This is a genomic window from Acinetobacter guillouiae (genome assembly GCF_002370525.2).
GTDB lineage: Bacteria > Pseudomonadota > Gammaproteobacteria > Pseudomonadales > Moraxellaceae > Acinetobacter > Acinetobacter guillouiae.
In genome coordinates, this window is the sequence record NZ_AP014630.1 from 3,725,457 (window position 1) to 3,744,486 (window position 19,030).

The window sequence follows — 19,030 nt, forward strand, 5'->3', positions numbered from 1 at the left end:
TTTAATTTAAAAATGACTTGGTTTATTTTTATTCTCGGTGCCATGATTGCAGGCTTTGTCCAAGGTTTAACAGGTTTTGCCTTTGCCTTGATTGCGATGTCTTTTTGGATTTGGGTATTACCGCCACAACTGGCAGCGCCATTGGTGGTGTTTGCTTCTCTATGGAGCCATATCATTGCATTGGGAAAAGAACAAAAACATCAACTCCCGTTTTCTCTAGTACTTCCTTATATCATTGCAGGATTGATCGGTGTACCTCTCGGTACCTATCTGTTACACCTCATTGATGGAAATACCTTTAAGACCATCCTTGGATTATTTTTAGTGATTTGGTGTCCGACCATGTTCTTTGCCCCTATGTTTCCTCGTATTCAAGCATTGGGAAAACTTGCAGATGGAAGCATTGGTTTTATTGGCGGTATTTTAGGTGGTCTTGGTGGTTTTTGTGGCGCAGCACCATCAGCTTGGGTGATGCTTAAAAATCTGCCTAAACAACAACAGCGTTATATTTTAAGACATTTTAATTTTGCGATTCAGTTGTTTACGATTATTATTTATCTCTGCCAAGGAACCATCCACAAGGTCCATCTCCCCTATTTTGCACTGATCATTCTCACAGTGAGTATTCCAGCGCTGATTGGTGCGCAAATGTTTTATAAAATATCAGAAAAACAATTTAAACAATTGGTGCTGAGTTTATTATTTGCCTCAGGTTGTTTCTTATTACTGACATCATTGCTTTAACAAAGAAAGAGAAAGTTGAATAAATTTCGCTGGCTATTTATTCAGCAATTGGTTACTAAAGTGAAAACAATATTCGAGCGGCTCTATTTTTAATACCCGATTCATCCTACAATTCCGCCACTCATTTTTCTTAAATATCTGTGATGAAAAACTCATTTTTGTTAAGTGCCAGTATTCTCTTAACAGGATGTGTACTTGGCACATCTAGTGAAATTAAAACTGCGGAAAAACTGCTCAGCCAATTTCAATGTAATAATATTGAAACAGCAGAATTGGCCCATAGTTCAATTAATACTTATCATGAACGCTCACTTGCAGTGAGTAAAGAAAAAGCCACTGAGTACGTCGATCGCTATAAATCTGGAGATGAATTATTTAAAATTCCTCTCGATGAAGTGGTTCAACAACAATACGATATTTATAAAACAGCCTGTGAATCCCTTGGCGGTGTGCAACGCTCAACAACAAGCAACGCTAAAAAATAAGCCGATTATTTTTGAATACTGCAAAACGTTTATGATCTTAAAAATATCGTGTTTTAAATGATTGTGTTTTAAAATCATAAACGTAAATCATGATGAGCAGCGTTTATTTTTAAAATTGCCTAGACCATCCTCTATACTGCTGAGTTTTTAAATACACCCCCTAGTGAAATATAGCGATCTCATCTCCAGATTTTATCTGATGATCAAACAGCCTTAGAAGCAGTAAAAATAGTGGCTGTAGCAAACCTAATATAGGCAAAGTGATATGATTTCTGCCCCATCACAATTGCCATGCCATAGTTTAGTTTTTTGCCTTGTATGAATGGTCTTTGATACCAAAAATTTTGATCCCCATCAGATAAAAAATAGAGGTTAAAATTAGACCGACAACCCACGAAACATCTGCACCATCAAGCGCCTTGGCAATAGGACCTGTATACAAGTCTGTCGCAATAAAAGGCACTTGAACAATGACACCAAAAATATATGCAGAAACGGCCATGAGGTTAAATTTTCCATAGATTCCTCCATCTTGATGAAAAAACGAATCCACATCATATTCCCCATGACGAACCCAGTAATAATCAACCAAATTCACAGCCGTCCAAGGGATAAGTACGTAGATGAGCAAGAAAATAAAATTAATAAATATAGGTAGAAAATTACTAGATGCTTTGATTCCAATCCACAGCGCTATAGCAATTAATACAAATGAAATCGCAATTCGCCCCTTAGCCAATGGCATAAATGATGGGATAAATGTCTGGATAAAAGAGATTAAAGTCAGTACACCACAATATAAATTCATTGAATTGATCGCTGATATGGAAATGACCAGAATCAAAATAAACGCGCTCCCCATCTCAGGTACATAAGCGATCATCCCAGCGATAACATCTCCACCCGGTGTCACCAATCCTATTGTTACCCCCAAACACATTGGAATGATGGTACCCAATCCACATCCCCAATATGTCGCCCAGAACGCTGCCTTAGCGCCTGTTTCTTTTGGCAGATGACGAGTAGCATCAGAGACATAGGGTGCATATGCAATCTGCCACAGTGCAGCAATCGAAAGCGTAGCGAGAAAACCTGTAGCTGAAAAAGAATTACGCGCGAAAAAGTCTGAAGGTAAACCTTGAATAAAAAACACCCATACATATGCTGCCAAAAAAGCCAAACCAGAGATCACAAAAGTTATTTTTGTAAATAGATGAATTAATCGATAACCAACGATTGTGCCGATCACTGCAATGACACAAGTAAATAATATGCCAGATGACTGACTGAATGAGGGAATAAGCAAATTCATGGCTTGTCCAGCCAGCGTCGCATTTGAAGCTAAAAAGCCGACATACATGATGACCACGATTCCAAGGATTGGAAGCGCGCCATATGCACCAAACTGCCCTTTGGTTTGAATCATTTGAGGGACACCGAGATGCGGTCCTTGAGCGGCATGGAGTGCGGCAAAGATGCCACCAATAAGCGTCCCTAGAATAATACTTAAAATAGCAGAGACAAAAGATTGATGAAAAATGGTGACTGAAACTGATCCTGTCACAAACGTCAGTAGCATCAAATTTCCACCAAACCAAAGTGTGAATAGATCCCGAGCCTTACCGTATCGCGCATTTAATGGGATTTGCTGAATGGTATGTTGTTCAATCGAGTGAACATATTTGTCTTCCATGAGTGTCTCCTAATAGAGAAATCGTTAAAAAATTACGATCAACCAAATTGTTTTTTTAAGATGCAAATCCCCCTACGCTTAAATTGCGCAATTGAAAATGCTGAGGATTATGGGTGCAGGCGTTCTGCTATGTGGTCATTGGCTCAAGCACAATGGCATCAAATAATGCTTGGATCTGTTGATGAATTTCCCCTTCAAAAATAAGCACTATTCTCGATCTGTGGTCATCATCAGGCCACGCATTTAGGTAAGATTCGGGAAATAGATAATGTTGAACACCGTGTAATATCACTGGTCGTAATGACTCTTCCACCTGAATCAATCCTTTGATTCGGAGCAAGTTCACGCCATAAAGTCGTGCCAGCTTCTGAAGAAAATGGGTCACACGCGCCCAAGACAAAGCTTGGTTGGCATATAAACACAGCGTAAAAATATTATGGTGCGGTGCGTTATTGAAAGCGTTTTGAGAATTTGTCTGATGTGTAAACCACTGCGCACCAAGTAAACTACGTGTTACTGGATACTTTTCACGATCAAAAATAACCAAAGCAACAGCCGCCACATCCGCACCATCAATAATTTCAGCACTCGCATTCAGAGTACGGATGCGCTTGGTAAATGTTGTAAAGGCATGCGACAAATCTGTTTTAGTTAAAATGATTTTATCTGCAACAGCGATTTGACGTAGCCTCTCCGTCCGCTGATGCGGGACATTTAAGGACAATAATGTATCAACCGTAGCAATCACAGTTTGCACACTAAATAAAGTCGCAACACTTTCATCTGCTAGCAAAAGTTTAAGCAAGGGAATTGGGTCGGCCATACCTGTTGTTTCGACAATAACACGGTCAAAAACAGGAATTTCTCCTGCCTCAGCACGACAGTAAAGAAGTTTAAGCGTTTCTGAAAGTTCTGTTTTCATGCTACAACAGACACAACCACTTTTTAGCAAGACAATGTCATCGTCAAGTCGGCCTATCAATAAATGATCTAAGCCAACCTCACCTATTTCATTAATAATCACTGCCGTGTGTGCCATACGATCATCGGCCAACAGACGATGCAGCAATGTTGTTTTACCACTCCCCAGAAAACCTGTCAGTAAGGTCACAGGAATACGTTTTATTCCGCTCATATATGTCTTCCCTTACGCACATAAACGATAATTTAACTCAGTAGATTAGTTAGCACGCTGAAACACATGCTGACCTTGTAATACTGTGGTGATGACTTGAGTCTCAGCAATTTCTTCAGGGCTTGATTCAAAAATATTGCGATCCAAAACAATAAAGGTTGCTTCCTTACCCACTTCTAAACTCCCTGTACGATGACTATGACCAACTGCTATTGCGCCGTTCAACGTCATGATCCTGACTGCCACGTCCAAAGGTACACTTTCATCTCCGTGCTGCAAAATCCCAGCCAGTGCGGGAAAGAGATTTGGCGTAGGTGGCAAAAGCCAATCTGTACCAATCGTCATGGTTGCACCAGCATCATACAAAGTTCGAAAATCATAGGCTTTGCCAAGTGCTTGCTGATATTCTGGGATATGCCAAATCGCGGGGGACATTTCAGCAATAATGTCTAATTCTGCAAAACGGCTACGATCTTTTGCAGAAACATAATGGGCATGTGCAATATCATGAAATTGCCCTGTTTGACGTTCAACATCATTGGCATTTTCATAATTGTCTAAACCAATACGTACTGAGCCATAACCCGTACAATGTGATTTAACGATCAAACCTTCTTCGGTCCATTCACGAATTTTTTCAGTGAGTTCATTGGAATCGAGAAGTAAATTGTAAGTAATAGGTTCATCTGAAATCGGATCTAAGGGCACATGGCTAAAGGTGGGTGCCATAGATGTACCATCTAGCATCACTTTAATTCCATTCACCATGACACGTTTTGACGCATATTGCCCTCGTTCTGCGATTACCCTTTCATCTTCTTCACGATCACTCAATGACATAATTTCTGCTTTCCAAGGAATATGACAAATCAAATCCAGTGTAAGCTCATCGTCATCATCCAAAGATTTAGCTGCCGTCAGGAATGATCTTGTTGCTGAAGCTTCCTGTGCCGAAGTAATACCATATTGATTACATATACTTGCCGCCATTTTAAGCGCGAACTTATTTTCCTCATCGGTCTCTGTGGGTGCGACCATATATAATTTTACCCATCCACCTTCACGCAAAATTCCAGTAGGTTCACCTGTTATAGGATCTTTTTCAATTTTTGCGCGGGTCGTACTCGGTGTATCACGGGTGATACCTGCAAGATGTAGTGCTTGGCTGTTCGCCATGACGTTATGAAATGAAAAATCATGAATCACAATAGGCACATTTGGAATGACTTGATCCAACCATTCTCGTGTCAGTAGCTCAGCGGTAAAAATTAATGGGTTATAGAGCCCGGCAAAAATCCATGTCCGTTTGGAGGCATATTTTTCCCAATATGTTTTGAGTTGCTGTGCCAATTCTTGCAAGGTTTGCGGATCATTTAATTGGCAAGAATATTCCAATCGAAGAAGTGCCGCTTTTAAAAGATGCGTGTGTGCATCATGGATGCCAGGCATCACCAATTTCCCTTTTAAATCATATTTCTCAGCATCCGCTGCCAAACTCAGAATTTCATTCTGATCGCCAATCGCTAAAATTTTACCGTCTTTTACCCACATGGCTTCTGCCCAAGGTTGCAGTTGATTCACGGTATGAAATTTTGCATTGTAATAGACGCTATTATTCATCTTGTTATCCCTGTCTATGCCCAATAAATGTTGAATTTAACTTTTAGAATTATTTACGCCATGGCTTTAAGCTGTTTACAACTTAAAGCCAATTTCAACAATTTATTTATATACGTCATTTTAAAAAATTAAGTAATTCTTAAATAACGATGTAGATCTTTTGAATTATTAAAGTAGTATTTTAATTGAGCTAAAAAATAGGTTATTTATAAAATAATATGTCAATGTGCAGATGCTGTATCAGCTGAACAGCAGCAAATATCTAACCTCAATAAAATATGGGAATGTGCCAAATCCCCCTTCCCATATCAAAATTAAATTCATTGTATTTGAGTTTTCAAAGATGCTATCGAATCAAAACTCAGCTTCTGGAATAAATCGGGTATCTATACTAAATAAATCTGGATGCTTCGGATTGATCTGAGCATAAAACTCCATGATTTCAGCCATGTCCTGTTCATAATTTCCAGTTGGATAAACAATTTTACCAATCCCAGTTTTCTTGTTTTTATAATCCATATACGCCAGTGCTATAGGTACGCCAGCACTGGTGGCAACATGATAAAAGCCTGTTTTCCACTGTTCTTGCTTTGCACGCGTTCCCTCTGGCGTCACCAGCATCACCAATTTAGGATGGGTCTTAAACAGCTCACTCATCAGTTGAACCATACTTGGACGTTCCTCTCCATCCTGCTTGGGACGGCGATCAATTCCGATTCCACCCATAGCACGCACAAAAGGTCCAAAAGGCAATTTCATATAGCTGTCTTTAATGGTAATACGCACATGAACACCCAAAGCTTTCAGCGCTAAACGTGCATAGAGTGCATCCCAATTGCTGGTATGCGGCGCTGCAATCATGACACATTGGTCGATGTTTAAATCCCAATGGTTATCAATTTGCCATCCCATCCAGCCCAAACTTTGTTCAGCTAATTTTTCAAACACCCAGCACACCAAAATATAAAGAATTTGCGCTGGATTGTAACAACCAATAGATCAGATAAAAATCCACTTCGTATAGAAAACCAGCAATTAATATATAAATGTATAAAATTAATTCATTGCAAAACTTGTCAGTAAATATTCAGTTTTGATTAAATTATGCAATGAATTTGCATATATCAATTTTTCGTTTGGTTAAAATAGTTAATCCAATGTAATTCACGACAATGATTATCAAAATGAATTTTTTGTGGCTGAATATTCGCATTTGACTGGTGAAGGACCTGATATTCAATCCAGCTTTCTATACAAGACTCCACTTCAAACAACTGATTGTCTTGTTCTATGCTTTGTTTCAATTGCGTGCCATCTGAAAATGTATAAATTTTGGTGGTCTGAGTGATCTCTATATCTTGCTCATAATTTTTTTCGCATTGCAAAATGACATTTTCAATTTTGATTTGATCATTGCTTTTTTGATTGTCGTTTTTTTCATGATTACTTTTTTCATTGTAAATACGAGCAACATATTCAGCCAAATGAGACATAGATTCGAATACTTATAAATAGCACACTAAGAGAACACCTATAATAGCCTAACTTTTTAACATCGAACTACATTACTCAGCAATTTCTTACATAATTCACATTTCATATCAGGGAGATAATTTATATTCTGGATAAAATCATTCACATATAATTATTTATTCATTTGGGTTATGTTATGAAAAAAACACTCTTCGTCATGTCTATTTTAGCGCTGTCATTAAGCGCTTGTTCTAAACCGACTCATAATGCGTCAGAGGATATCAAAGCGACAGCACAAACACAGGCTGCTGCATCGCATGAAGCAGCAAGCCCAACGATTGATTCAGAACATAATGCTCAAAATAGCTTGGATTGGGCTGGTGAATACAAAGGTTTACTTCCATGTGCTGATTGCTCAGGAATCAAAACCAAACTCATCCTCAAATCAGATCACACTTATGAATTGACTGAGGAATATGAAGGGGTTAAAGGTGAAGGTAAAGAATTTAAAACTCAAGGTCATTTCAATTTTGATGAATCTGGATCGATTATCGGTCTAGATAAAAATGCAGATAACCGCAAATATTTTGTTGGTGAAAATATCTTAGAAGCACGTAGTTTTGCAACAGGTGAAAAGATTGAGGGTCCAAATGCTGAACTTTATCAATTAACCAAAGATGTGGAATAATTTAAAAATTATTTGCGAATAAGAGCATAGGGTCTGTTGACAATTCGTCTAGGTTTGCGACTACGTGTGTTTTTTAGGCGATACTAGGCGCGAAATACGAAATTTAGTCATTCTAAATAAGTAGTTCGTAACGACGTAACGGCAAAAAACACACTAGTCCCCCGCTGCGCCTTGCGCTGCAAACAAAGCAGTGCTTTGTTCTTGCTCAGGGTTGTGGCTAAAATTATCTCAGCCTTCGTTATGAAACTCGAAAATAGTCTCGCTATTCTCTTCGTTTCATGCCTTGCCTGCTCAATTTTAACCTACAACACAAGCCATTTATGAAATGTCTACAGACCCAAATAAAACCTGCATCAAGCAGGTTTTTTAAATTTGGGAGCATACTTTTTAGCGATGACCAATCAAATATGCACCAAAGAGCGTAAAGATCCCACCTGAGATACCATCAATCCATCTTGAGGCATTTTGGTAAGCGGCTTTAAAGCTGGGTAATGAAAATACAAAGGCAACAAAGCTAAACCAGATCAGCGTTTCCACGGAAACAATTATAAATAATAATGAATGCACACCATCTAAATGTGGATTGGCTAAAAACACTGAAAATACACTACCAAAATAAATCACCGCTTTAGGATTTGATAAATTGGTTAAGAAACCTTTGAGAAAAAAACGTAGATTGCTTTGTGGTAACTCAAAATGATGCTGTGATACATTCTCTTTCTTACTCAAAGCAGATCTAAGCATTTGGTAGCCTAACCAACACAGATAAATCCCACCAACAACCAACATCACTTGCTTTAACCATGCCATTTTTTCAAAAATGATATTCAACCCCGCCAAAGCTAAAAAAGCCCAAAACATCACCCCTGCGGTAATCCCCAAAACCACAAAAATAGATTGCTTTCTTGAACGGCTAATTGCGGTTTGCGAGACCAGAAAGAAATCAGGGCCTGGCGTAATCAGGGCACAAAAATGAATAAAGATTAACGTACATAATGCGATCAACATGGACTAGATTCCGTTCAGCGAGACAGATTTATATTAGTGTGAAAATTCATGTTTTTCCATCGATATCTGTACTTCAATAAAATCCTTTAGGCTGAACGTCAATGAATCTACATCACAAATAAAAATTAACGATCTTTTAAAAAGACGGATTTTAATTATTGGAGAAAATATTATTTTATCTTTATAATCAAAAACTAAAACCTAACTAAAAAATAAATCATGCTTAATTTAGAAAAAGATTCAACCACGCTCATTGAGCAAGCACCACATCATTCCGTGGAAGTGCAAAAAATCATCAGCATCAATAAATTTATGTTCTTGTGCGTTTTGACAATGGGTTTATATCTGATTTGGTGGATGTTTAAAGCATGGCGCTTCTTTATGCAAAAAGACAAATTAGACATCATGCCGGCTTTTCGGACAGTCCTTTATATTATTTTCCTTTACCCCTTGTTAAAAAAAATAAATAACTATGCCAAGCAACAAGGATATACAGAGAATTTTTCATCAGGCTGGATGTTTATAGGATTTATGGTTTTTTCAGTACTGATTAAACTGCCTGAGCCTTATGATCTGATTACCGTATTGAATTTCATTTTTCTAATACCAGCATTTAAGGCACTCAATTTTGCCAAACAACAATCCAATCAATTTGTGGTCATTGAACAAAAGAAATTTAGTAAAGCTCAAATGATACTTATCGTGTTATTTTCTATTTTTTGGTGCTTGTATTTACTCGGCCTATTTCTATAGCCTAAATAATTGCAATGAGCCTAAGCTCATTGCAAGCTGTTTAAATTAGACCAAAATATCTCGCTTACCATTCGGTCCTTGTTCACTGACGATACCCTGCTCCTGCATTTGATCAACAATACGGGCAGCACGGTTATAACCTAAGCTAAACTTACGTTGCAGTGAAGATACAGACACCTTACGTGTTTCTAAGACAAATGAAACACATTGGTCATAGAGTGCATCACGGTTCGGATCGCCATCACCATCTTCGAAACCACGTGTGGTCGGTTCTTCGTCAAACGGCGTGAGAATTTCATCAACATAATTCGGTTCACCGCGTTCACGCCATGCGTCACAAATACGGTTGACTTCATCATCAGAAATAAATGCACCATGTACACGCTCAGGATCAATTTTACCTGGACCGAGGAATAACATATCACCATGGCCCAAGAGATCCTCTGCACCACCACCATCTAGAATAGTACGCGAGTCAATTTTACTGTTTACACGTAATGCCACACGGGTTGGAATATTGGCTTTAATCAAACCCGTAATGACATCTACCGATGGACGTTGTGTTGCTAACAGTAAATGAATTCCTGCTGCACGAGACTTTTGTGCCAGACGGGTAATCATTTCTTCCGCTTTTTTACCCACTTGCATGATCATATCGGCAAATTCATCGGCAACAATCACAATCGAAGGCAATGGTTGCAAACGTGGTGCTCTGTCTTGTGTCGCAGAATCACTTGGTTTCCAAGTTGGATCAATCAGATCCTCACCATTTGCAATGGCTTCTTCCACTTTACGGTTATAGTCGGCTAATTTACGGATCTTTAAAAAAGACATCAGCTTATAACGACGTTCCATTTCATTGACACACCAATTCAATGCACTAACAGCATCTTTCATGTCAGTCACAACAGGTGTCAATAAATGAGGAATATCATTGTAGTTCGCTAATTCCAATTGTTTTGGATCGATCAGAATCAAACGCAATTGATCAGGTGTATATTTCAACAACATCGACAGGATCATTGAGTTTACAGCAACTGATTTACCTGAACCTGTTGTCCCCGCAACCAACATATGCGGCGCTTTACCTAAGTCAGTGATCACAGGATTACCCGAAATGTCCTTACCCATTGCCATTGAAAGCAAACCATTTGGATCTTTAAAAACAGGGGTTTCCAGTAATTCTATCAGGCGCACCATTTCACGACTGCTATTCGGTACTTCAATCCCGATATAAGGCTTTCCAGGAATCACTTCAACTACACGTACAGATGCCATTGACATAGACCGTGCCAAATCTCTGGAAATATTGGTCACTTTCGAGGCTTTTACACCGGGTGCCAAATCTAACTCAAAACGTGTAACCACTGGCCCAGGTTGGGCTTCGATGACTTTGGCTTTGACATTAAACTCTTGAAGTTTAATTTCTAACAGTTCAGATAAACGTGACAATTGTTCTGCGGTAAAGTTGACTTTTTTATTTGGATCGACTTTATCTAACAGTTCATAACCCGGCAATGTTGGTAAGTCTCGACGCTTATTCGCAACTTGCATTGCACGTGACATCGGACGACCAAATGCATCTGTTAATGGTGCATCTAAGTCGAAATCATCTTCAAGTTCTGCAAACTCACTTTGCAATTCGTCTTGAGGTTTACCCGCAGTTTCTTGCCAAGCATCTCTAAATGCATCTTTATCTGCAGCAATTAAAGACTTTTCTTCTTCACTGACCAAGGTTGATGCATTTAAATTGGTTTGAATATTGGCACGGGTAAATGGCGTAGATTGCGCATAATTACTGGTTGTACGAACATCTACAGATTGCTGATTTTGTTGGTACGCAGTTGGGCTTTCAGTAAGCTCTTCATCTGCAAGCGATGCCAGCTCATCTAATTCATTGGCTAAATTTTGTATTGCCACGCCTGAAGTTGCCGCTACTGCGACACCACTCGCAACGCTTTGCCCACCCTGAACAGCAGTATTTACATAAGCAGCTTCAATATGAGTCTGCGCCGTAGGGGTATTAAATGGGCTATGGATATCTGTGGCAGTTTGTCCATTTGGTACAACTGACAACAATTCATCAAACACTTGGTCATCATCCCAATCAAGTGAAGATTTTTTACTGATCTGCACATGATCAACATCATGTTGATGCGCACGTGGCAAATGATCTGCATATTTATCTTCAGTTTGATCTTCTGACGCTTTGATCAAGGCATCAATATCACGATTATGGTCTTGATCTTGATGTAAGGCTTTCCATACTTCACCAGATGAAACAGTACGTTGACTGTCTTGTTCTAGACGATGTGCTTTTTCTAAAGTCCGCTCTAATTCCAAATCATCAATATCGTCTTGATCAAATTGAACATGATGTTGAGTTTTGCTTTCTTGCTCAATCATGTCATCAAATAAGCGTTCAGCTGTTTGATTGTGTTTCGTATTTTTAACAACCAAATGCTCTTTTACTGGTGCCTGATCATCAGCTTCGACAAATTCAGCTTGAGCTGTTATTGGTTCAGCCTTATGGGTATGCGCATGATTTTTATTTTTCTGCGGAGATGTCAAATCAAAAGCAGATTCACTTTCAGGAACATTTTTATAAAATAAATCTTGTAAATAAGCAGGCGTGGCTTTCAGTGTTGCCCACGTTCTGTTCCATTGAATACCAAATGCTAAGGTAAATAGAACAACAAGCAAGAGCAAAATAAATACAACTGCGCCATAAATACTCATCAGTTGAGATAGGCTTTCACCGAGCTCATAACCAATGATTCCGCCAGAAGCATTGGCTAATGTGTCTGCGGGTACATTCCAGAGCAAGTACAATAGGCTTGAGGTCGCAAGCAAAATAAAAAATTGCGCAGCATAACGAAACGGGCGACTCACAAAACTTCGTGGCCACCACACTTGCACTGCTTCTATAAAAATAAATACAGGAATGAGTAAACTTGCCCAACCTAAAAAACCAAACAACAAATCAGCAATCCAAGCACCCGCTACACCACTGGCATTTGAAACCTGTTGTGTATCACTCGAAATATGCATCCAGCCTGGATCAAATGGGGTATATGTGACTGTTGCAAGGAACAGATATATCCCAAATGAAATCAAGAATATTGTTGTTAAAAAGCGCTGTGCATAAACATTTGACACCGCAGTCATATACTATCCTGTAACCAATTGTTCAAATTACTCTTTTCTGAAGCTTGATCAGCTTTCTTGAGAGAAGAAATTTTTATATTATGCACCTGTTCTTAAAAAAAAGATGCACTATTATTTACTTGTGTTGTAAAGCATTGTTAGAAATTTAAGCTTTTATTTCGATAAAAATGCCAAACAATATTATTTGATTATTCTATATAGCTCAATTCGATTTAGATGATCAATATTATCGACATTGAAGCCACACAACTTTGATAAAGTTTCACGTATAATTCAAACAATTTCTATATTTTTCATAAAAAAGGATGACTCATGAGCGCTCGTCACTCTCGGTTAATAATTTTAGGTTCTGGCCCTGCTGGTTATAGTGCTGCTGTTTATGCCGCGCGTGCAAATTTAAAACCAACCTTAATTGCAGGTATGCAACTCGGCGGTCAATTAACCACCACGACTGATGTTGAGAACTGGCCTGGCGATGCTGAAGGTTTAACAGGTCCAGCGTTAATGGATCGTATGCAAGCGCATGCTGAACGTTTTGGTACTGAGATTTTATACGATCATATCAATGAAGTTGATCTTCAGGTGCGCCCTTTCGTACTTAAAGGCGATATGGATGAGTACACGTGTGATGCGTTAATTATTGCAACAGGCGCAACAGCACAATATTTAGGGCTTGAGTCTGAACAGGCTTATATGGGTCAAGGTGTAAGTGCTTGCGCAACTTGTGATGGTTTCTTCTATAAAAACCAAAAAGTCATGGTTGTCGGTGGTGGTAACACTGCTGTTGAAGAAGCACTATATCTTTCCAATATCGCTTCACACGTTACCTTGGTACACCGTCGTGACAAATTACGTTCGGAAAAAATCCTTCAAGACCATCTCAATGAAAAAGTTAAAGAAGGTAAAATTTCGATCATCTGGAACCATCAAGTTGATGAAGTTTTAGGTGATAGTAATTCTGGTGTGACTTCTGTACGTATTAAGTCTACCCAAGATGATTCAACTCAAGACGTTGACGTATCGGGTATGTTTGTGGCAATTGGTCACAAACCAAATACGGCAATGTTTGAAAATCAACTTGAACTGCGTAATGGTTATATTCAAGTACGCAACGGTACTGCGGGCAATGCCACAGCGACATCTGTAGCAGGTGTATTTGCTGCGGGTGATGTTGCTGATGATGTTTATCGTCAAGCAATTACATCTGCAGGTTCAGGCTGTATGGCTGCACTTGACGCTGACCGCTATTTAGATGGCTTAGAATAATTGATTTATTTTGTGTAAAAACAAACCGCCTACATGGCGGTTTGTTTATTTTTGATTTATAAATAAACAAGAGCAATGACTTTAAATGAATACAAATTATAGGAAAAAACATGACAACAGCGTGGACCGATGGCTATCAGACCGAAGTAAATTACACCTATGGTTACTATAGAGACTTAAGCCCGAATTACCAAAAGTTTTGCTTATTACTCAATGGGGTTGATTGCCCACCCACCAATGAACGTCACAAACATTGTGAACTCGGCTTTGGTCAAGGTGTCAGTCTAAATATTCATGCTGCATCGAGTTTTGGTTTATTTTTTGGTACAGACTTTAACCCAGCTCATGCTGCCCATGCCAATGTCTTGGCTGAACAAAATCAAGTCCCGCATCACTTCTATGATGCAAGTTTTGAAGAGTTACTCAACAAAGACTTACCGATGTTTGACTCGATTAGTTTACACGGGATCTGGAGTTGGATTAGCCACGAAAACCAGCATATTATTTTGCAATTTATTCGAAAATTTTTAAGTCCCAATGGGATTGTCTATATCAGCTATAACTGCTTGACCGGTTGGGCTGCCAATATGCCAGTCCGCGAGTTATTTCACAGTCATTTTAAATTTAATAGCACCAGTACCAACCCGCTACAAAAAGTAAATGATTCACTTAACTTTAGTGAAGAGCTGTTAGCGCAAAATCCCCTCTTTGCCCAAAGAAATCCAAATGCACTCAATAAAGTACAAGATTTAAAAAAACAAAATCCAAACTACTTGATCCACGAATACTTAAATCAAGATTGGCAGTGTTTTTCTTTTCAACAAGTCGTGCGAATTTTAGAAGAAATTAAACTGACCTATGCGGGTTCAACAGATTTAAATTCGCATCTAGATAACATTAATTTTAGTGAGCAACATCAGCAATTTTTAAACACCATTGAACACCCTGTTTTTAAAGAGCAATGCCGTGATTATTTTGCCAACACACAATTTAGAAAAGATTTATATATCCGCGGGAAAAACACCTTAACCGCATTAGAGATTCAGCATCGCTTGAGAAATACAGCCTTTGTCTTATTAACGGCTCCAGAAAAATTACCAAAAACAATTTCAGGATACTTAGGTGAGTTCGATTTAATCCAAGAGATTTATCAACCCCTCGGTGCTTATTTTAAACAATCTGACTATAAACCACAGACGATTGCAGAGCTTGAACAGGCCATCCCTGATATTACCTATTCTAAGCTACTCAATGCCTTGGTGATTTTATGTCACTTAGGTTTGGCACAACCTTGTCAGGCAGCTTCAAATCCAGATATGGTTGAACATGCTCAGAAATTAAATCGTTATTTCCTTGAGCAAGCCAGCTATCATACCAATTATCAAGTTTTGGCCTGCCCACTCACAGGGATTGGTATTCCAGCCGATCAGTTTACCCAACTCTTCTATCGCGCTCACTTTATCGATGGGCTAGACTCTGCCGCACAATTTGCACAATATGTTTGGGACGTGCTGACTCAATTAGGCTGGCTGGTATTGGACCAACAAGGCAATACCGTTTCGGATCCAAAAACCAGCCTTGAAGTCATTCAAGAGAAAGCCCAATTCTTTCTAGATAGTGACAAACTCAAAATTGCAAAACATTTGAAACTTTTTGCATAAGGTCTGTTTAGACATTTAATCACATGATCAGCTAAGATAAAGCTGATCTTTTTTATTGATGAATTCTCGTGAATCAACTCCCCCTTTCACAATTTATTTTTCCAGATCCAATAGAAGCTGATCCAGATGAACAAGGCTTGATTTGTATAGGCGCAGACTTAGCGCCTTCTACATTATTTGAAGCTTATACGCATGGTTTATTTCCATGGTTTTCCGAAGGTGAACCAATTTGTTGGTGGTGTCCAGAACCCCGTTGCATCATTCACCCTCAGGATTATCATCCAAGTAAATCACTACTGCGAAATATGAAAAAGTTTGATTATAAAATTACCATCAATCATGCTTTTGAACAGGTCATCCGTTCTTGTTCGCTCCCACGTAGCTATGCGGATGAAACGTGGATTTCTGAGGAGATTATTCACGGTTATTGCCAACTATTTGAAGCTGGTTATGCCTATAGTGTTGAAGTCTGGGATCAAGATAAAATTGTAGGTGGGCTGTATGGTGTGACGATTGGCCATGGTTGTTTTGGTGAGTCGATGTTTAGCACTCAAACCGATGTTTCCAAAATGGCTTTTTACACACTGATGTTATTGGGCCGAGAAAATAATTTACCGTGGATTGACTGTCAGTTGGTCAATGATCACTTACTCAGCCTTGGTGCTTGTACACTTTCTCGCCATGAATACCTTAAATCGTTACAAGATGTAATAAAACAACCCTCTATAGATTGGAAAAGTTATCAAGAGCGTGTATTTTCAAGTAAAACAATAGCGATTTTATCGCGCTTAATGGAATGAAAATAAAAGGAGGGACATGATTTATGAATTCTTATCATCCTAAGTCCCTATTAAACGACTTACAGTACTATATTACGCCACCGCATGATTGCAGTTATCTAGAAAATAAATCTGCCCGTATGGTGTTTCTCGACCCTGTACATCGTATTGATGTTGTCACACTTTCCGAATTATCGCGTGTAGGTTTTAGACGCAGTGGTGACTTTGTTTATCGCCCTGAATGCCATCTTTGCCGCCAATGCTTATCTTGTCGGGTGCCAGTGACTGAATTTAAAATGAGTAGCGCTCAGAAAAAAGCCTGGAAACGTAATCAAGATTTAACCGTTAAAATTATTTCAACTCAAGAAGCAACCCAAACGCATTATCATCTATATGAGCGTTATATTATTGAAAGACACGCTGATGGTGATATGTTCCCACCCAGTTATGACCAATTTGAAAAATTCCTGATTCACAGTTGTACCAACAGCTTTTTCCTTGAACTGTGGAAAGATGATCGTTTAATTAGTGTCTCTACCTGTGATCAATTGGATGATGGCGTTTCTGCGGTATATACCTTCTTTGATCCCAATGAAAGTAAGCGTTCACTCGGGGTTTTTGCGATTCTCAAACAAATTGAATATGTAAAATCGTTGAATTTAGATTTTGTCTACCTCGGTTATTGGGTTCCACATGCTGAGAAAATGAATTACAAATCTCAATATGCGCCATTTGAATTATTATTAGATGGGCAATGGCGACGGATCAATCGTCACTTGGAAGCCAAAGAAATTCAAGAGTTGGGCGATATGTTAATGACCACCCTGCCTTCAGAATGGAATGAGCCGATTATCAAATAATCGGCTTTCACTGTAAGCATTCTATAAATTATTAGAGTTTATTTAAATAACTTTGAAAAATCATCACTACAGGCTTTGACCATAATAATTGCATGTTCACGGCCACCCTGTTGATTCGGATAATAATTTTTTCTTAAATCAATTTGATGAAAGTTGGCTTTTTCATAGAGCGCAATCGCGGCTTTATTTGACTCACGCACTTCAAGAAAGATTTGTACTGGATTATTTTTTAATAATGCAATCGATTCATCTAACAGTTGATAGCCTAGCCCTTTACCCTGCTGGCTCGGATGAATTGCCATAAGTAATAAATTCGCTTCATCTAAAACAGGTTGTAGAATACAAAAGCCCACCACTTGATGGTCTTGCTCAATCACCGTACTTAGATAACTTGTTATGGACTCTTCAAATTGACTTTTTTTCCAAGGATGACTTTGTACCAAGTCTTCAATTTGAGAAACAGCGTGCAGATCTGAAGATTGCATTAAACGAATCATCTGCGTTCATCAACTCAATATAAAAAATGAATTATAAGAAATTAAACCAATAAGTCTAATAAAAAAGAGCAACAATTGTTGCTCCTTAACCAAAATGCTGACTTTAAGCGTTACAGACCCAATTTCGCTTTCCATGTCTCGAGCAAACTCACTGTATCGAGATCATTTGGATGGAAACCTGGCTTAAAGTATGCCAACATTTCTTTGGTCATTCCGGTAATAATGCCTTTAGATGGGCTATAAGCATATTTATAAATAATACCGAGCTCTTTTAGGTTGAGCTTGCCATCTTCTTTTAATAAACGCACCACAAAAGAGGATTGCGCCATAAAGATGAGTACCATTGCAAAAACTAAAGCCGTGGTACGTAAGCCATAAGCCTTGATACCTTTACCAAACACCGCTTCATAAACATCATAAGCCACTGCTTTATGTTCATTTTCTTCCACAGCATGCCAATACCACATATACGACATGGTTGGATCAGTCATTAACTTTTGGATATGCCCATTGACCAGCAGTTGCGAAGCAATTGTTGCAGTAAAATGCTCTAATGCAGTAGTCGCGGTTAAATCCACCATTTCTTGAGTCATACCAAAAGGCTTGACTGCACGTGCAAACCATTTACGTGCGCCTTGAATTAACACACCTGTTTCACGCTCGTATTTCTCAACATCATGACCAAACTTTTTTGCTGAAGCATTAAAGTTTTCATGCTCTTTGGTGTGCATAGCTTCTTGACCGATGAAAGCACTAATCTCTTTTTGTAATGCTTCATTGTCCTTGATCGCAGGGTGATAACGTACTGCACGTACTGAATCGATAAAAAGTTTTTCACCATCTGGGAACAATGCTGACAATGCAGTCATGAAATGTGTAATACCCGCTGAACCACTTGCCCAATATTCAGGTACATCGTCAAAATTAAAATCCATACGACGTACAGGGAAAGATGCACCAGCACGGTTTGAAATATTCACTTTTGCATTCATTGCGATTCCTCCTATTAAGTGAGTTTCACTTAAATTCTTTATGTTTGTTTTTCTCTTTCTTTATATTACGTTTTTATGAAAGTTTAATAATTGCAGATTAGGTCACACAAATATCAGTTAAGGACAGCTTTTGATGGGTATTGTCTAACAATTTATAGGCTGTTTATTTTATCCATAAAAAAAGCGCCCCAAAGGAGCGCTCTTTTTA

General features: G+C 38.6%; 17 protein-coding genes. 8 read left to right on the forward strand and 9 right to left on the reverse strand.

Annotated features, from left to right (window positions below):
• The first annotated feature begins 12 nt into the window (after nucleotides 1–12).
• Nucleotides 13–744, forward strand: coding sequence for a sulfite exporter TauE/SafE family protein (locus AS4_RS17290; protein ID WP_096734999.1), 732 nt, complete (start codon nucleotides 13–15; stop codon nucleotides 742–744).
• Nucleotides 745–887: 143 nt separating this feature from the next.
• Nucleotides 888–1,229: a hypothetical protein gene (locus AS4_RS17295; protein WP_004723637.1), complete on the forward strand. Its 342-nt coding sequence runs from the start codon at nucleotides 888–890 to the stop codon at nucleotides 1,227–1,229.
• 301 nt (nucleotides 1,230–1,530) lie between these two features.
• Here AS4_RS17295 and AS4_RS17300 read toward each other — a convergent pair whose 3' ends face one another.
• The 5 genes from AS4_RS17300 to AS4_RS17320 form a co-directional block, all read right to left on the reverse strand.
• On the reverse strand, nucleotides 1,531–2,922 hold the full coding sequence (locus AS4_RS17300) for a purine-cytosine permease family protein (protein ID WP_096735000.1): 1,392 nt from the start codon (nucleotides 2,920–2,922) through the stop codon (nucleotides 1,531–1,533).
• A 127-nt stretch (nucleotides 2,923–3,049) separates the two neighbouring features.
• Complete coding sequence (locus AS4_RS17305; RefSeq protein WP_096735001.1) at nucleotides 3,050–4,057, reverse strand: CobW family GTP-binding protein; 1,008 nt, start codon at nucleotides 4,055–4,057, stop codon at nucleotides 3,050–3,052.
• 45 nt (nucleotides 4,058–4,102) lie between these two features.
• Nucleotides 4,103–5,677 carry an amidohydrolase gene (locus AS4_RS17310; protein ID WP_096735002.1) on the reverse strand — a complete coding sequence of 525 codons (1,575 nt, stop codon included), beginning with the start codon at nucleotides 5,675–5,677 and terminating at the stop codon, nucleotides 4,103–4,105.
• Between the two features lie 354 nt (nucleotides 5,678–6,031).
• Nucleotides 6,032–6,625: a 1-acyl-sn-glycerol-3-phosphate acyltransferase gene (locus tag AS4_RS17315; RefSeq protein ID WP_004817539.1), complete on the reverse strand. Its 594-nt coding sequence runs from the start codon at nucleotides 6,623–6,625 to the stop codon at nucleotides 6,032–6,034.
• 176 nt (nucleotides 6,626–6,801) lie between these two features.
• On the reverse strand, nucleotides 6,802–7,170 hold the full coding sequence (locus AS4_RS17320) for a hypothetical protein (RefSeq protein WP_096735003.1): 369 nt from the start codon (nucleotides 7,168–7,170) through the stop codon (nucleotides 6,802–6,804).
• Between the two features lie 176 nt (nucleotides 7,171–7,346).
• Between AS4_RS17320 and AS4_RS17325 the strand changes: the two genes are divergently transcribed.
• Nucleotides 7,347–7,838, forward strand: coding sequence for a copper resistance protein NlpE (locus AS4_RS17325; RefSeq protein WP_096735004.1), 492 nt, complete (start codon nucleotides 7,347–7,349; stop codon nucleotides 7,836–7,838).
• Between the two features lie 387 nt (nucleotides 7,839–8,225).
• Here the strand turns inward: AS4_RS17325 and rhtC are convergent, their stop codons facing one another.
• Entirely contained in the window at nucleotides 8,226–8,846 is a 621-nt protein-coding gene (gene rhtC / locus AS4_RS17330) for a threonine export protein RhtC (RefSeq protein ID WP_096735005.1), read from the reverse strand.
• A gap of 219 nt (nucleotides 8,847–9,065) precedes the next feature.
• Between rhtC and AS4_RS17335 the strand changes: the two genes are divergently transcribed.
• Nucleotides 9,066–9,599, forward strand: a complete 534-nt coding sequence (locus AS4_RS17335) for a hypothetical protein (protein ID WP_096735006.1) — start codon at nucleotides 9,066–9,068, stop codon at nucleotides 9,597–9,599.
• A 45-nt stretch (nucleotides 9,600–9,644) separates the two neighbouring features.
• On the opposite strand, the gene AS4_RS17340 is transcribed toward AS4_RS17335, so the two are convergent.
• Entirely contained in the window at nucleotides 9,645–12,767 is a 3,123-nt protein-coding gene (locus tag AS4_RS17340) for a DNA translocase FtsK (RefSeq protein ID WP_096735007.1), read from the reverse strand.
• Between the two features lie 312 nt (nucleotides 12,768–13,079).
• On the opposite strand from AS4_RS17340, the gene trxB reads away from it, so the two are divergent.
• The 4 genes from trxB to AS4_RS17360 all read left to right on the forward strand — a co-directional run bounded on the left by trxB (nucleotide 13,080) and on the right by AS4_RS17360 (nucleotide 17,333).
• The gene (trxB, locus tag AS4_RS17345; protein WP_096735008.1) at nucleotides 13,080–14,033 is read left to right on the forward strand and encodes a thioredoxin-disulfide reductase; all 954 of its coding nucleotides are present in this window, start codon (nucleotides 13,080–13,082) and stop codon (nucleotides 14,031–14,033) included.
• Nucleotides 14,034–14,143: 110 nt separating this feature from the next.
• The gene (locus tag AS4_RS17350; protein WP_096735009.1) at nucleotides 14,144–15,694 is read left to right on the forward strand and encodes a class I SAM-dependent methyltransferase; all 1,551 of its coding nucleotides are present in this window, start codon (nucleotides 14,144–14,146) and stop codon (nucleotides 15,692–15,694) included.
• Nucleotides 15,695–15,762: 68 nt separating this feature from the next.
• Nucleotides 15,763–16,494, forward strand: a complete 732-nt coding sequence (gene aat / locus AS4_RS17355) for a leucyl/phenylalanyl-tRNA--protein transferase (RefSeq protein WP_004817553.1) — start codon at nucleotides 15,763–15,765, stop codon at nucleotides 16,492–16,494.
• A gap of 23 nt (nucleotides 16,495–16,517) precedes the next feature.
• Nucleotides 16,518–17,333, forward strand: coding sequence for an arginyltransferase (locus tag AS4_RS17360; protein ID WP_004723650.1), 816 nt, complete (start codon nucleotides 16,518–16,520; stop codon nucleotides 17,331–17,333).
• Nucleotides 17,334–17,371: 38 nt separating this feature from the next.
• Here the strand turns inward: AS4_RS17360 and rimI are convergent, their stop codons facing one another.
• Both rimI and AS4_RS17370 read right to left on the reverse strand, forming a co-directional pair.
• Nucleotides 17,372–17,830 (reverse strand): ribosomal protein S18-alanine N-acetyltransferase, encoded by a 459-nt coding sequence (gene rimI / locus AS4_RS17365; protein WP_004723651.1) that lies wholly within the window; start codon nucleotides 17,828–17,830, stop codon nucleotides 17,372–17,374.
• A gap of 110 nt (nucleotides 17,831–17,940) precedes the next feature.
• Entirely contained in the window at nucleotides 17,941–18,822 is an 882-nt protein-coding gene (locus tag AS4_RS17370; protein WP_096735010.1) for a metal-dependent hydrolase, read from the reverse strand.
• Nucleotides 18,823–19,030 lie beyond the last annotated feature (208 nt).